Below are 14788 nucleotides of genomic sequence, written 5' to 3'. Positions count from 1 at the left end.
TTAAATACGCATTGGCATCACAACATACTTGAAGTCTTCAGAGTTGGGTAAGGTAACTACCGCACTACTATTGGCATCACCCAAGCTAATTTGAATTTTTTCGTTTTTCAAGTTTGATAAGACATCTAGTAGATAACTGACGTTAAAACCAATTTCAACGTCATCACCACTGTATTCAGTTTCAATTTCTTCTTGAGCCTCTTCTTGCTCAGCATTGGTTGATTGAACAGTAATTCGGTTCGGTGATAAAGAAAAGCGCACACCCTTAAATTTATCCGTGGTTAAGATTGCCGCACGCTGTAAGGCCGATTGCAAAACATCACGGCCAACAACTAAGGAATTTTTGTGGCCCTTAGGTATAACTCTTTGGAAGTCAGGGAATTTGCCTTCAACCAATTTTGAGATCAACTCAATATCACCAAAAGTAAACTTCACCTGATTTGAAGTAAGACTCATCTCCAACATCTCATCAGAGTCTTCGAGTAAGTGTTGGCACTCAAGAATAGTTTTACGTGGGATGATAATTTCTTGTCTCTGTCCTGAGCCCATTGGAGCCTCTGCTAACTCCACTTGAGAGTAGGCTAAGCGGTGACCATCTGTAGCTACGGCAATTACTTGTTTACCCTCTACAACCAATAACATGCCATTGAGGTAATACCGAATATCTTGTTGAGCCATCGCAAAATGAACTTGACCAACTAATTGACGAAAACTCTTTTGCGTCATTTTCCAACTAGCGGTCACTTCACCAACACTTTGCATTACCGGGAACTCTGTTGCTGATAGGGTTTGTAAGGAAAAGCGGCTTTTGCCACTTTGAATAACCATCTTGTTGTCTTTAAGATTAAGTGCCACCGGGCCCTCTGGCAAAGCACGCAATATATCAAGCAACTTTCTTGCTGCCACTGTCGTGGTGACGTCTTCCACCCCAACTCCAAAATTGGCGTTAGTTGTGATTTGAATTTCAATATCAGTGGAGATGAATGACACTTTGTCACCCTGCTTCTTGAACAACAAGTTTGCCAAGATTGGCAATGTATGTCGACGCTCAACAATGCCACTGACAACCTGAAGGGGCTTTAACAAACTATCACGCGAAGTGTTTACGAGTTGCATTGCTTTTAAATCCTTGTATATATCTTATTAGTAATAGTAATAAGGCTCGTTATTTTGGTGGATAAGTCAAAAACTCCAATTAAAACAAACTGTTATAACCAAAAAACCCTGTGGAGAACTTTTGTATAAACACTGCATAAATATTGGATAACTCTTTATCAACACCCTATTTTTGCATGAACAGCAAGCTTTCCACAATTTATCCACACACTATCCCCAAAGTTATCTATTGAGCTATCCACAACCTTATCCACAGGCAAAAAAATCTAAGATTTTAGGGTTTGCTCAATAACATGGATTTCATGATTCAATTGGCCATCGTGTGAGCGCTCTTCCCCAATCTTCCGCACCGCATGTAAAACAGTGGTGTGGTCGCGACCACCAAACAACTCACCGATTTCAGGCAAACTCTTTTGGGTCAACTCCTTAGCCATAAACATAGCAATTTGACGTGGTCTAGCAATGTTTGCTGGGCGCCTTTTGGAGTACATATCAGCAACCTTAATACTGTAAAAATCTGCCACAGCCTTCTGAATATTCTCGACAGAAATTTGACGGTTTTGTATAGAGAGTAGGTCTTTAAGGGCTATGCGGGCCACATCAATCGTGACCTCTTTGCCGTGAAAGCGCACAAAAGCCAAAATTTTTCTTAACGCACCCTCCAACTCCCTTACATTAGATCGGAGGTGTTTAGCAACAAAGAAGGCCACATCCTCACTCATAGGGATGCCCTCAATTAAAGCTTTTTTCATCAAAATAGCGACTCGCATCTCAAGCTCTGGCGGCTCGATAGCAACCGTTAAGCCAGAGTCAAACCGCGAAATAAGTCGATCATCAATACCAGCCATCTCTTTAGGGTAAGTGTCGCTCGTAATAATGACCTGAGCCTTATTACTTAAGAGGGCCTCGAAGGCGTAAAAAAACTCTTCCTGAGTTCTTGATTTGCCGCTAAAAAATTGAATATCATCAATTAATAAAAGGTCTAAGGAGTGGTAATAGCGTTTGAAACGATCAAACGCCTTTTGTTGATAAGCTCGAACCACGTCCGAAACATATTGCTCAGCGTGGATATAACGTATCCGAGCGTTGGGCTTTTCTTTTAAAAGGTGATTACCGATTGCATGGATCAGATGGGTTTTACCTAAGCCTACCCCACCGTACAAAAACATGGGGTTATATGAGGTGCCTGGGTTGTGGGCAACCTGGATAGATGCAGCCCTAGCCAACTGGTTGGCCTTACCGGTTACAAAGGTTTCAAAAGTAAGGTTTGGGTTAAGTTTGGAGTGGTCTTCAATTTCAAATGCCTGCTCCTCTGTTGACGTGCTGTCTGGGCTAATAAGCGCCTCTTGAGGCTCAATCCGCTCTTGAGGGGCCCTCACCTCTACAGTTTGGGTGGCTACACCATCAACATTAAGTACAAAACCTAGGGTAACTGAGTGACCAAAATACTGGTCTGCTATCTCCTGGAAGCGGTCGGAAAAAGTTTTCTTAATCCAATCAAGCTTGAATCTATTTGGTGCTCCTACAATGAGTGATTGCTCACTTTCATCATAGGAAACCAAACTTAATGGTTGTATCCAGGTTTTAAATTGTTGGGGGGAGAGCTCGCGAGCCAGCATACCAAGGGCATCATCCCAAAACCCAAGTGGGTTAGGTGAATTCAATGTGGGGGGATTCTGTAAGTTACTCATATTTTTAGAGGATCCATTGTAGCGATCCCATAAAGTTATCCACAAGCTAGAAAATCGTGGAAAACCTGTGGATAACTTGTGCACAAAACAAAAAAATCCATTTAAATTAACGACTTACTAAAAACTCACGCATAAAATAGAGAAAAATACCTATATATTCCTTCATAGCGGTTGACCTTTTGCCGTCCAACAAGGAAAATACTGGGTTTTGCAGGATGAATCATGAAAAGAACGTACCAACCCTCAGTAACACGTCGTAAACGCACTCACGGATTTCGTATTCGTATGAAAACTAAGAGTGGACGCGCAGTATTAAACGCACGTCGTGCTAAAGGCCGTAAACGTCTGGCTGTTTAATTTAGCAGTTGAATAGCGCCAGGATTTCTGAGTTACTAAAAACACGTCCCAAGACAAGCTTGTACTGGGGTCTGTATTTGGCATCTTCGGATCAAGGCGCGAAACCAGATTTAGGCATTGCAGTAGCTAAAAAATTAGCTAAACGTGCGGTTGATCGCAACCAATTAAAGCGCATGATCCGTGAAATGGTCAGGGGCGCCCAAGCCACAAACCTCAACAGTGATGTTGTAGTTAAGCTAAAAAAACCAATTGGTCGCGAAACCCGCGGAAGACTTAGAAGAAAAGAAAAAGAAGTTCTGCGAACTCAGATTGCAGGGCTAATTTAACGTGCATCTTTTAAATAAAATAGCCATAAAAGTTGTGAGGCTCTATCAAATAGCGCTTAGCCCTTTTGTCGGCATGCACTGTAAGTTTGAGCCCTCCTGCTCTCAATATGCCTGCGACTGTTTTGCAAGCTATGGATTTTTTAAAAGCTTTGGGCTGATGGTGTGGCGCATTCTTCGCTGCAACCCATGGTCACAAGGTGGTCACGACCCCGCTGTAAAACCAAGATCTCATCATTATTAAGTGAACGCAAATGGACTTTAAAAAAACAATTCTTTGGGCAGTCTTCTCCATGTCAGGCTTAATGTTGTACAACAGCTGGCAAATCCATGAAGGCAGGCCATCGATGTTTGGTGGAAGCCCTGTCAGCAATCTTGTAGCAGCCGATAAGGCGCCAACAGGTAAAGCGGACATTCCGGCGCCCATCCAAGCCCCAGGGATTCCAGCGCCCATCCAAACCCCAGGGATTCCAGCGCCCCAACAAGCACCCATAGCAATCCCGAGTGCAATAGAGACATCAGAAAAATTTGTTTTAAAGAATGATGTATTGGTTTTAGAAATTAGCGCCAACGGTGCCAATGTAATTGATGCGAAGTTGCTTAAAGAGCTCACCGCAGAAAAAAAACCAGTTGAACTTTTCCAGTACACACCTAATCACAAATACTTTGCACGCTCCGGCTTGATCGCGCTGGGAAATGCGGATCTACCAAATCACACAAGCAACTTTAAATTGGTTCAGTCTGGCAAAGATGCGTCCGGCAAACCATTCCTTATTTTGGCGAGCGAGCGCAACGGCGTAAAGCTGGAAAAGACATTCATCTTGAATCCAGGTAGTTATGTTGTAGATGTTGGCCACCGTGTTACACAGAGCAGCGCCAATGCAACACCATTGGTTTTGTATACAGAGATTGTTCGCGATGCATCCCAAGAGAAAAAAATTGGACCCTTTGACGGCGCATTCTCTGCAAGTACTTTTACCGGGCCTGCGGTCTATACAGAAAAAGAAAAATTCAACAAGCTTGAGTTCACCGCAATTGATAAAAACAAAATAACCATTCCTACGCAGGTAGCCGCCGGTGATCCTGCATGGATTGCAATGGTGCAGCATTACTTTGCAAGCGCCTGGATTCCTGGCGATAAAGCTACGCGCGACATCTATGCGGGAAGAATTGACAACAACTTGTATCGCATTGGTATACAAACACCCTTGGGTGTAGTTGCTCCAGGCACTACTGTTGTTGAAAAAGCAAAACTATTTGTTGGTCCACAAGAAGAAAGTGTTTTAGAGACTATTGCCCCAGGATTTGCTTTATTGAAAGACTATGGCTACCTCACCATTTTGGCTAAACCCATTTTTTGGTTCCTAGAAAATATTCATGTCTACGTGGGCAACTGGGGCTGGTCAATCATCCTCCTAACCATTTTGATTAAGCTGGTGTTTTTCCCCCTCTCGGCTGCAAGCTACAAATCTATGGCGCGCATGAAAGAGGTGCAGCCGCGACTGCTTGCAATGAAAGAGCAATATAAGGGTGAGCCACAAAAGCTAAATCAAGCAATGATGGAGATGTATCGCAAGGAAAAAATTAATCCTTTGGGTGGATGTTTGCCTGTTGTGATTCAGATCCCTGTGTTTATTTCTTTGTATTGGGTGTTGCTGTCATCGGTTGAACTTCGTGGCGCGCCATGGATTTTGTGGGTACATGACTTATCTTTACCCGACACCTCAATTAGCGACTTATTGGGCTTTACACAATTCTTCCCCGTTGGAATTTTGCCAATCGTTATGGCCATCTCCATGTTTGTACAAACCAAACTAAACCCAACGCCGCCAGATCCGATTCAAGCTAAGGTGATGATGTACATGCCGCTCGTGTTCTCCATCATGTTCTTCTTTTTCCCTGCTGGCTTGGTTTTGTATTGGGTTGTGAATAACTTGTTATCCATTGCTCAACAGTGGCAAATCAATCAAATGTTTGGAAAAAAACCAGCTAAATAAAATTTTAGCTGGTTAGAGACGAATAGGGAGTGCCCGCAATGATGACTAGAAAGCTACCCATCATTGCGGTTGCCACTGCACCTGGTAGAGCTGGTATTGGGGTAATTCGCATTAGCGGCCCCAATCTTTTGCAGATTGCCAAAGCCCTATTTCAGAGGGCATTAGAGCCTCGACAAGCTAACCTATTAACTTTGCGCGATGGCGCCGGCGCAGTAATTGACCAAGTTATTGCGATTTACTTTTCTACCCCAGCCTCTTTTACTGGTGAAGATGTATTGGAATTGCAATGCCATGGCGGACCACAACTCCTTGAATTGGTAATGAAGCGATGCTTGGAGTTGGGTAAAGACCAAGGCTTAGTCATTGCCGAGCCAGGCGAATTTTCTTTGCGCGCCTATCTCAATAACAAAATTGATCTAGCTCAAGCAGAGGCAATCGCAGATCTAATAGATGCTCAAAGCGAAGCCGCAGTACGCGGGGCGGCACGCTCACTGCAGGGGGCCTTCTCAAACGACATCAATAGCTTGATTGAGGAAATTACACAGCTTCGAATTTTGGTGGAGTCCACTTTGGATTTTCCCGAGGAGGAGATTGAGTTTCTGGAGAATGCCCAAGCTCGTGAGCGCCTAGCAACAGTCATGAGTAAGCTGCATGCACTAAGGGAGGGCGCAAAACAGGGAAAGATTTTGCGAGATGGTATTCAATTGGTTTTGGCAGGCGCCCCCAACGTCGGTAAAAGTTCCTTGCTAAATCGCCTTGCTGGGGAAGATGTGGCAATTGTGACCCCGATCGCTGGGACTACACGAGACCGAGTTAAGGAGAGCATCACCATCAACGGTGTTCCCATGCACATCATCGATACTGCTGGATTGCGTGACACTAGCGATCTGGTCGAGGCAAAGGGTATTGAAAGATCCTGGGAAGCGATTCGCACGGCAGACCTAGTGGTGTTTCTTCAAGACCCCAGGTCTCCAGATGAGGCTGAAATTGCCAGCACGCTGGAGCTTAAGGCTCAAATACTAAAAGCGCTACCGCCAAAATGCCCTGTTTTAGAGGTTAGCAATAAATCCGACCTATTGGGCGGCTCAAAGACCAATCACAGCAATAATCAGGCTTTGCTCATTTCAGCCAAAACAGGTGATGGGATTGATGCGCTAAAGCTAAAAATCCTGGAGTTGGTTGGTTGGGGAGGCTCTCAAGAGGGGGCCATTGTGGCACGTCGACGACATTTAGACTGCCTGGATAGAGCTGCAACCCATTTGGAGAAATCCCAGATTTTCGCTGCAGATGGCAACATATCCCTAGAGTTATTTGCAGAAGAGCTACGTTTAGCGCAAGATCAGTTAGGGCAAATTACTGGAAAGTTACTTCCTGATGACCTTTTGGGTAAGATATTTAGCCAGTTTTGTATCGGCAAATAGAGGGTTTGCTCTTGGTTGGGCAACACCAAGAATTATGTCAAAAATGTTAAAATCGTGCGATCAAAATTATTACTTTCCACGGGAATCTCATGACCACAACAGCAAATGCGCCTGATTATGTAAAAAATCAGAAGTTAATTCAGTGGGTTGCAGAAGTAGCGGCCTTAACCAAGCCAGACAAGATCCACTGGTGCGATGGTTCCCAGTCTGAATATGACCAATTTTGCGAGCTCTTAGTTAGCGCAGGAGTATTTAAGCGACTCAACCCGGCTAAGCGCCAAAACGCTTTCTTGGCGCTGTCTGACCCAGATGATGTAGCACGTGTTGAAGACCGTACCTTTATTTGTTCTGCAAAAAAAGAAGATGCGGGCCCAACCAATAATTGGGTAGAACCAAATGAAATGCGCGCTACGCTCAAACCATTGTTTGATGGTTGTATGCAAGGCAGAACAATGTATGTTGTGCCGTTCTCCATGGGTCCGATTGGATCCCCAATTGCCCACATTGGCGTTGAGCTATCTGACAGTCCTTACGTAGCTATCAATATGCGCCTTATGACCCGCATGGGCAAAGCAGTGATTGATCAGCTAGGTGCTGCTGGCGAATTCGTGCCCTGTATTCACACTGTTGGTAAGCCACTTGCGGCTGGCGAAAATGATGTTGCTTGGCCAAATAATAAAAACAAATATATTGTTCATTATCCAGAGACGCGCGAGATTTGGTCTTTCGGCTCCGGTTATGGCGGCAACGCCTTGTTGGGCAAAAAATGCTTTGCTTTGCGCATTGCATCGAATATGGGTCGTGACCAGGGTTGGTTGGCTGAGCACATGTTGATCCTGGGTGTGACTTCACCTGAGGGCAAGAAATACCATATTGCTGCTGCATTCCCATCTGCATGCGGAAAAACCAACTTCTCCATGATGATTCCTCCAAAGGGATTTGAGGGTTGGAAAGTAACGACAGTTGGCGATGACATTGCATGGATCAAGCCTCGCAAAGACGCCGTTACTGGCAAAACCCGCTTATTTGCGATTAACCCTGAGTCAGGCTACTTCGGCGTTGCACCAGGTACAAACCGTCAAACCAACCCGAACTGCCTCGACTCATTAAACCAAGACGTGATTTTTACTAACGTTGGTTTAACGGATGATGGCGATGTTTGGTGGGAAGGTTTGACTGATACGCCTCCAGCACACTTAATTGATTGGCAAGGCAAGGATTGGACTCCTGCTGATGGCGCCGCTGGTCGTAACGCCGCACATGCAAATTCACGCTTCACTGTGGCCGCTACAAACAACCCTGCTGTTGATCCTAATTGGGATGATCCAGAAGGCGTGGCAATTGATGCGTTCTTGTTCGGCGGTCGTCGCTCAAATACTGTGCCTTTGGTAAGTGAGGCACGCGATTGGGTAGAGGGCGTTTATATGGCTGCCACGATGGGCTCCGAAACTACCGCTGCGATTACTGGTCAGGTTGGCGTTGTTCGTCGCGATCCATTTGCGATGATTGCATTTGCTGGCTACAACATGAGCGATTACTTTCAACACTGGCTCAACATCGGCAGCAAGCTTGCCGATGAAGGTGCAGTATTACCAAAAATCTATTGCGTGAACTGGTTCCGCAAAGATGAAAACGGCAAGTTTGTATGGCCTGGTTTTGGTGAAAATATGCGTGTTTTGTCTTGGATTTTAGGTCGTGCCGAAGGCAAGGCTAAGGGCATAGAAACGGTGTTTGGTATTTGTCCAGAGCATGCTGATATGCATTGGGATGGCCTTGACTACTCTGTAGAAAAATTCGAGAAAGCCATTACCGTTGCTGTTGACGACTGGAAGAATGAGCTCAAACTGCACTCCGAACTATTTGAACATTTGGGTGAGCGTTTGCCTAAAGAGCTGATCGAAGCCCGCAGCAAAATTGAGAAGCGCTTAAACGCCTAGGTATTCCCTAGAAACTTAAGAGGCCTTTTCAAAACAATCTTTATTTAATGACCGCACCCCAACACCATGACATCGTGGTGATTGGGGCAGGCATTGCAGGTGCAACCATTGCGAATGAGTTGCTAGAGCGCGGTCAAACCGTTTGTGTTGTTGACTCTGCATCCCTCCCTGCCTCTGCATGCTCTAGTCATGCATACGCTATTGCTCACCCACATGTTGGCCGTGGCGCGCCTCGCTTATTGCGATTAACTCGCATTGCTTTTCTGATGGCCGAAGCGCGCTGGGGTAAAACCTGGAACCAGCATGGCATCTTTCAGCCGACAAAAAAAGATAAAGTTTTTAAGCTTGTAGAAGTAGTCGATTATTTACAAAGTTTGGAGCTTGGCGAGGATATAGCGCAAGCACTTGATGCCAATCAAGCAAGCCAAGTTTGCGGTATTGACCAAAGTGGTATTTGGCTTTCGCGTGGCGCATCACTGGACTTATCGTTAGCAACAAGCGAGGCCCTGAAACCACGCCCGCAACTGACTTGTTGCTGGAATACTCCTGTGTGTCGATTAGAAAAATTAGGCGCGGGCTGGCAATTATTTAATCATCAAGATGAGCCCATCATGACTGCTAGCAAAGTCATCATTACAGCAGCATTGGAGACTAAAAATTTAGTGGCAAGCATGGGTGTTCGTCTGCCACTAAGGCCGGTGCGCGGGCAGCTGAGCATTTTTTCTATATATGAGCACGATGCTTGGGCTGGAAAATTACCAAAGACTGCAATATCGTGCGATGGCTATTGCTTACCTGCCGAGCAATTGTCAGACGGTAGTTATCGCTGGATAGTCGGCTCGAGTTTTGATGAGGGCGAATCCGATCTTGAAGACTGGGCTTCAAGCGATGACTTTAATCGTGAACAAGCAAGGGGTTTGTTGAATTATCCGGAAGGCGATACAAGCCACCTTCAAAAGGCGGGAAGTTTTGTGGGCATACGTTGCGTGGCGGGTGATCGCCTTCCGATCATCGGCGCACTGACTCAACGCCCAGGAATTTTCCTGGCTACAGCCCTGGGGTCGAGAGGCGTTCTTTGGTCGGCCTTAGCAGCCAAACTCATCACCGCTCAAGTGCTAGAGGACGACTTCGCTTTGCTGGCACGCTTGGGCTTTGCGGCAGACTTAGTCGCTGCGCTTGCCCCCGCACGTTTCTTTGCTGGAGCTTTAGCTGCAGCTCCCGCCTTTGGCACTTTAGCTTCAAATTCAAACCCAATCTTACCGTCAGCGCCCAGAGCTAAGTAAGCTTTAAATCCTCTACCAGTTCGGTTAGATTTGAAATTGGTTAACAAATCTGTTTTGCCTTCCGTGAGCAGTTTTTGTATTTGCTCTGTAGAAATTTCTTGCTGCAAAACAACCTTACCGGTTTTGAAGTCACAGGTCTTTTCAGGACCAGTATTTTTTTTGCACAAGTAGCGCATGCCATCTTCATATACAGCACCAGAGCACTTAGGGCAGGCGCCTAAAGCCTGGCGACCTGTAAAGTCGATTGCCTCTGACTCGTCTTCTTGAGAGTTACCAAAATCAAACTCCAATTTGAAGCCTGCATTCGGATAATCGGCATCATCTTCGGGAATTTCACTGAGTTTGATAATTGCTGCAAACGGTCTTCCGATTTTGCTGCGGAACCCCTGTAGAGGTCCGATGGTTTTTTCACTAAGTAGCTCTTCTACTTCTGGATATTCAAAGGCGCGTCCACCCGGAGTTTTGCTAATCGTAAAGCCGCACTTCTCACAAGCAAATCGACGGTAGTTCTCTTTAACCGCACCTTTGCAGTGTGGACACGGCGTGGACATGGTTGCGTAGTCACCTGGAATGGTATCGCTGTCATATTCTTTTGCGCGTTTCACGATGCGTTGCGTCATCTGTGCAATTTCTTGCATGAAGGTGTCGCGGTTCATTTCACCGCGCTCAATTAGTGAGAGCTTGTTTTCCCAATTACCTGTGAGATCTGGTCTGGTGAGCTCTTCAACATCTAGTCCGCGCAAGAGTGTCATTAGCTGAAATGCTTTAGCTGTTGGAATGAGTTCACGCGCTTCGCGAACCATATACCTTTCTGCTAGCAGGCCTTCAATAATGGCTGCACGAGTTGCAGGTGTTCCCAGGCCTTTTTCAGCCATAGCTTCTCGCATGTCATCGTCATCAACCCTTTTGCCAGCACTCTCCATGGCGGATAACAATGTTGCTTCGGTATAGCGAGCGGGCGGCTTGGTCTTTAGTGGAACAGCGTCAATGGATTCAGTTTGTACGGTTTCACCTTCTTGTACCGCCACTAATTCATCGTCCGCTTGATTGGATCGGCCGTATACCGTTAACCAACCCGGAGTGACCAATACTCGACCTTCAGTTTTAAAGTGATGCCCTGATGCTTCGGTAATACGAGTGGTGACGCGGAACTCGGCCGCAGGATAAAACACGGCCAAGAAGCGGCGCACAACCAAGTCATACAATTTTTGCTCTGGCTCACTGAGAGTTTTAGGAGACTCTAAGGTGGGGATAATCGCAAAGTGGTCAGATATTTTTGAGTTATCAAAAATACGTTTGTTTGGTTTGACCCAGCCATAACCTTCTTTGGCTTTTGGATCTTTGGGGTCGCCTTGCAAAATTTGTTTGGCGAACTGTCGATATTCTTGCGAATTCTCAGCCAGATTTTCCATGGTCTGCTTAACAGTATCCAAATAATCTTCGGGCAAAGCTTTGGCATCAGTACGTGGATAAGTAAGCACTTTGTGACGCTCATACAGCGCCTGTGCCAACCCCAAAGTATTTTTAGCGGAGAAGCCAAAGCGTGCGTTTGCCTCGCGTTGCAAGCTGGTTAAATCAAACAACTGAGGGGCTAGTTGAGTGGCCGGCTTTGCCTCTTCTTTCACGCTCGCTTTTTTATCGCGACAGGCAGCAACAATGCTTTGCGCAGCAGCTTCGCTCCAAAGGCGATTCTCGCGAGCATCTGGTGCTACGACATCCTTCTTAAACTTGGGGTCAAACCAGCGACCCTCATAAACACCAGCCGCAGCAATAAACTCAGCCTTTACTTCCCAATAGTCTTTAGAAATAAATTTACGGATCAGCTCTTCACGCTCAACCACAATCGAGAGGGTTGGAGTTTGCACTCGACCTACAGTCGTCAGAAAGAATCCGCCGCTTTTGCTATTGAAGGCTGTCATGGCACGGGTGCCATTGATGCCTACTAGCCAGTCTGCCTCGGATCGGCAGCGTGCAGCATCAGCCAATGGCTGCATATCTTTATCACTGCGTAGAGAAGCAAAGCCATCACGAATGGCTGCGGGCGTCATTGATTGCAGCCACAGTCGCTTGATGGCCTGTGGCGCTTTTGCATGCTGCGCAATCAGGCGGAAGATTAGCTCACCTTCGCGACCCGCATCGCATGCGTTAATGAGCTCATGAATATCTTTACGCTTAATGAGTTTTTGCAATACCTTCAGCCGCGATTCAGTTTTGGCGATGGGGCGCAAATCAAAATAAGGTGGCACAACCGGGAGGTTGGCAAAGGACCATTTACCGCGTTTGACCTCAAACTCTTCAGGGGCGGCTATTTCTAATAGATGGCCAACCGCAGAAGAGATAACAAAGTCATCGCTTTCGAAATAGTCTTCATATTTAGTAAAGCCACCTAAAGCCTTAGCAATGTCATTCGCAACGGAAGGTTTCTCCGCAATGATCAGTGCTTTGGGGTGATCCCCAGCTGTAGTCTTTGGACTGCTTTTTTTGGTAGATGCTTTAGTTGCCACGCGTTTTGCCTAAATTTGAGCTTGAAATGATGTTTTAACAGGGAAAACAGAGGGTCAATTTAAACCTAATCCCAGCCTGACGCTCCCTACATCCCTTTTTTATTATTAACCGATAAATTGTCAAAAGTCCAAAAACCCCTTTTTTTCGGTTTATTTGAAGTCTATTCAGCAACTCCTTCGTATCAAAACCAGGGTTTAATGGTATTTAAAAGGTGTTTTTGGCTATTTTGGCGGCCTCTCAAGAATATCTCGGGGAGATTGAATCAGTTCGAGGTCTTGTTGAAGTGGTTGGTGACAGCCCCTAGAGAGGGGGAGATGTATCGGGCCAAGCCAGAAATCACTAAATATCCCGCCTCAGACAAGGCTCGCGAAAAGCAGTGGGTATTTTTGATCCCCTTTGGGCTGGCAGCGCGCGAGCCAACGATGGCGAGCATAGATAAACTTAATGGCTGAATATCGCCATATATATAGAGTGAATTGGGTGGGTCGTACAAATCCAGTGGGCGGGCTGGGTAGCAAGGATCATTTCGCTGTATTAGGGCGATGTTTGAGATTTTTGGAGAGGACATAAAGCAATTTTCAGCATGGGGCCAGTCAGAACTATCGGGACAGCCTGATTGCGTTGTTGGATAATTCCTTTATGGCTTTATTAACCGTCCTTTGTTATCCAGATCCACGCCTACACAAGGTTGCCAAACCTGTTGCGCAGGTGGATGCGCGCATCAAAAAAATTGTGGCCGATATGGCCGACACGATGTACGAAGCCCCTGGGGTTGGCTTGGCTGCAACCCAGGTAGATATTCATGAGCGGATTGTGGTGATTGACGTATCAGAAAACCAGAATGGGTTGATGGTGTTTATCAATCCAGAGCTGGTGTGGGCAAGCGCAGAAAAAAAATCATGGCGCGAGGGTTGTCTCTCTGTGCCGGAGTATTACGACGAGGTGGATCGTCCTGCTGTTGTTCGAGTGAGGGCGCTCGATATTAATGGTAAAGAATTTGAGGTGGAGGCGGATGGCTTGTTAGCAGTCTGCTTGCAACATGAGATGGATCATTTGCAAGGCAAAGTATTTGTTGAATATCTCTCCATGTTGAAGCGCAATCGCATCTCTCTCAGGATGAAGAAGCGCACTAAAGAATTAGTTGGCGAGCGCTAAGCGCCCAATGAAAATTGTTTTTGCAGGCACCCCGGATTTCGCCGCACAAGCAATGCGCGCAATAGATCAGGCCGGCCATGAAATTGTCTTGGCGCTAACGCAACCAGATCGTCGTGCGGGCCGCGGGATGCATCTGCATGCAAGTCCTGTAAAAGTATTTGCACAAGAGCACAACATTCCCGTGTTGCAACCAGCAACCTTAAAGCAAGACCATGCAGATTTACAAAAAAGAACTGTAGCCCAAGAGGCTTATCAATATTTATCCAGTATTGAATTTGATGCAATGGTGGTGGTTGCCTACGGATTAATTCTTCCTCAAGACATCTTAGGCCTAGCCTCTAAAAATGGGCGACATGGCTGTTTTAATATTCACGCCTCTTTGCTGCCGAGGTGGCGAGGTGCCGCACCGATTCAGCGCGCCATCGAAAGCGGTGACGCCAGCACTGGCATTAGCATCATGCAGATGGATGCCGGTCTAGATACTGGTGATACCGTCTTAGTTGGAGACCTGAAAATTGCTCCACAAGAAACAAGCGCATCCCTACATGACCGTCTAGCAGCGTTAGGCGCTGAGTTAATGGTGAAGACCCTCAATGCCTTGGAGCGGGGCGCGGTGATTACCAGAACTCCACAGTCTAGTGACGGCATCACTTATGCAGAAAAAATTCTAAAAAATGAAGCGGAGATTGATTGGCAGTTAAGTGCTGTTGAAATCGATCGACGCATTCGTGCTTTTAATCCGTTCCCTGGGGCCACTAGCAGCCTTAATGGTGATTTACTGAAGTTTTGGGATTCTTGTTTACCTAACAAGGGGCAGACAGAGCAATCTCTAAACCCTGGACAAGTTTTGGGGTTTAGCGAAGATGGTGTGTATGTTCAGTGTGGAGTGGGTGTAATTGAAATCTTAGAGATGCAAAAGCCCGGCGGAAAAAAGACTGGTGCAAGTGCTTGCCTGCAGACTTATCGCACGCAAGAAAAAATAATGCAGTTCAAGAAAGATTAA

12 protein-coding genes and 1 pseudogene are annotated in these 14788 nt (G+C 46.1%); 9 read left to right on the top strand and 4 right to left on the bottom strand.

What is annotated here, in order from left to right; all coding sequences use genetic code 11:
- Positions 1–1116, bottom strand: a complete 1116-nt coding sequence (dnaN, locus tag CBI30_RS01830; RefSeq protein WP_088526630.1) for a DNA polymerase III subunit beta — start codon at positions 1114–1116, stop codon at positions 1–3.
- A gap of 266 nt (positions 1117–1382) precedes the next feature.
- The gene (gene dnaA / locus CBI30_RS01825) at positions 1383–2807 is read right to left on the bottom strand and encodes a chromosomal replication initiator protein DnaA (protein WP_088526629.1); all 1425 of its coding nucleotides are present in this window, start codon (positions 2805–2807) and stop codon (positions 1383–1385) included.
- A gap of 222 nt (positions 2808–3029) precedes the next feature.
- On the opposite strand from dnaA, the gene rpmH reads away from it, so the two are divergent.
- The 7 genes and pseudogenes from rpmH to CBI30_RS11255 all read left to right on the top strand — a co-directional run.
- On the top strand, positions 3030–3164 hold the full coding sequence (rpmH, locus tag CBI30_RS01820; RefSeq protein ID WP_011903922.1) for a 50S ribosomal protein L34: 135 nt from the start codon (positions 3030–3032) through the stop codon (positions 3162–3164).
- Positions 3165–3172: 8 nt separating this feature from the next.
- Entirely contained in the window at positions 3173–3490 is a 318-nt protein-coding gene (locus CBI30_RS01815) for a ribonuclease P protein component (protein WP_206075520.1), read from the top strand.
- 1 nt (position 3491) lies between these two features.
- Positions 3492–3731, top strand: coding sequence for a membrane protein insertion efficiency factor YidD (gene yidD, locus CBI30_RS01810; RefSeq protein ID WP_088526628.1), 240 nt, complete (start codon positions 3492–3494; stop codon positions 3729–3731).
- Between the two features lie 10 nt (positions 3732–3741).
- Positions 3742–5484, top strand: coding sequence for a membrane protein insertase YidC (gene yidC / locus CBI30_RS01805; protein ID WP_088526627.1), 1743 nt, complete (start codon positions 3742–3744; stop codon positions 5482–5484).
- A gap of 41 nt (positions 5485–5525) precedes the next feature.
- Positions 5526–6905 (top strand): tRNA uridine-5-carboxymethylaminomethyl(34) synthesis GTPase MnmE, encoded by a 1380-nt coding sequence (mnmE, locus tag CBI30_RS01800; RefSeq protein WP_169711240.1) that lies wholly within the window; start codon positions 5526–5528, stop codon positions 6903–6905.
- Between the two features lie 89 nt (positions 6906–6994).
- Complete coding sequence (locus CBI30_RS01795; protein WP_088526625.1) at positions 6995–8842, top strand: phosphoenolpyruvate carboxykinase (GTP); 1848 nt, start codon at positions 6995–6997, stop codon at positions 8840–8842.
- Between the two features lie 47 nt (positions 8843–8889).
- Positions 8890–9981 (top strand): annotated as a pseudogene (locus CBI30_RS11255) (FAD-dependent oxidoreductase); the annotation flags it as partial.
- Here the strand turns inward: CBI30_RS11255 and CBI30_RS01785 are convergent.
- Together CBI30_RS01785 and CBI30_RS01780 are read right to left on the bottom strand one after the other, a co-directional pair.
- Positions 9951–12629 carry a DNA topoisomerase III gene (locus CBI30_RS01785; protein WP_088526623.1) on the bottom strand — a complete coding sequence of 893 codons (2679 nt, stop codon included), beginning with the start codon at positions 12627–12629 and terminating at the stop codon, positions 9951–9953. The pseudogene CBI30_RS11255 and the gene CBI30_RS01785 overlap by 31 nt on opposite strands.
- A gap of 263 nt (positions 12630–12892) precedes the next feature.
- On the bottom strand, positions 12893–13198 hold the full coding sequence (locus CBI30_RS01780) for a DNA-processing protein DprA (RefSeq protein WP_088526622.1): 306 nt from the start codon (positions 13196–13198) through the stop codon (positions 12893–12895).
- 71 nt (positions 13199–13269) lie between these two features.
- Between CBI30_RS01780 and def the strand changes: the two genes are divergently transcribed.
- The gene (gene def, locus CBI30_RS01775; protein ID WP_206075519.1) at positions 13270–13785 is read left to right on the top strand and encodes a peptide deformylase; all 516 of its coding nucleotides are present in this window, start codon (positions 13270–13272) and stop codon (positions 13783–13785) included.
- A 7-nt stretch (positions 13786–13792) separates the two neighbouring features.
- On the top strand, positions 13793–14788 hold the full coding sequence (fmt, locus tag CBI30_RS01770) for a methionyl-tRNA formyltransferase (RefSeq protein WP_088526769.1): 996 nt from the start codon (positions 13793–13795) through the stop codon (positions 14786–14788).

Source organism: Polynucleobacter aenigmaticus (assembly GCF_002206635.1).
In the GTDB taxonomy this organism is placed as follows: domain Bacteria; phylum Pseudomonadota; class Gammaproteobacteria; order Burkholderiales; family Burkholderiaceae; genus Polynucleobacter; species Polynucleobacter aenigmaticus.
Note: the sequence above shows the minus strand (reverse complement) of the source record. Positions and strands in the feature narration are given on the sequence as shown.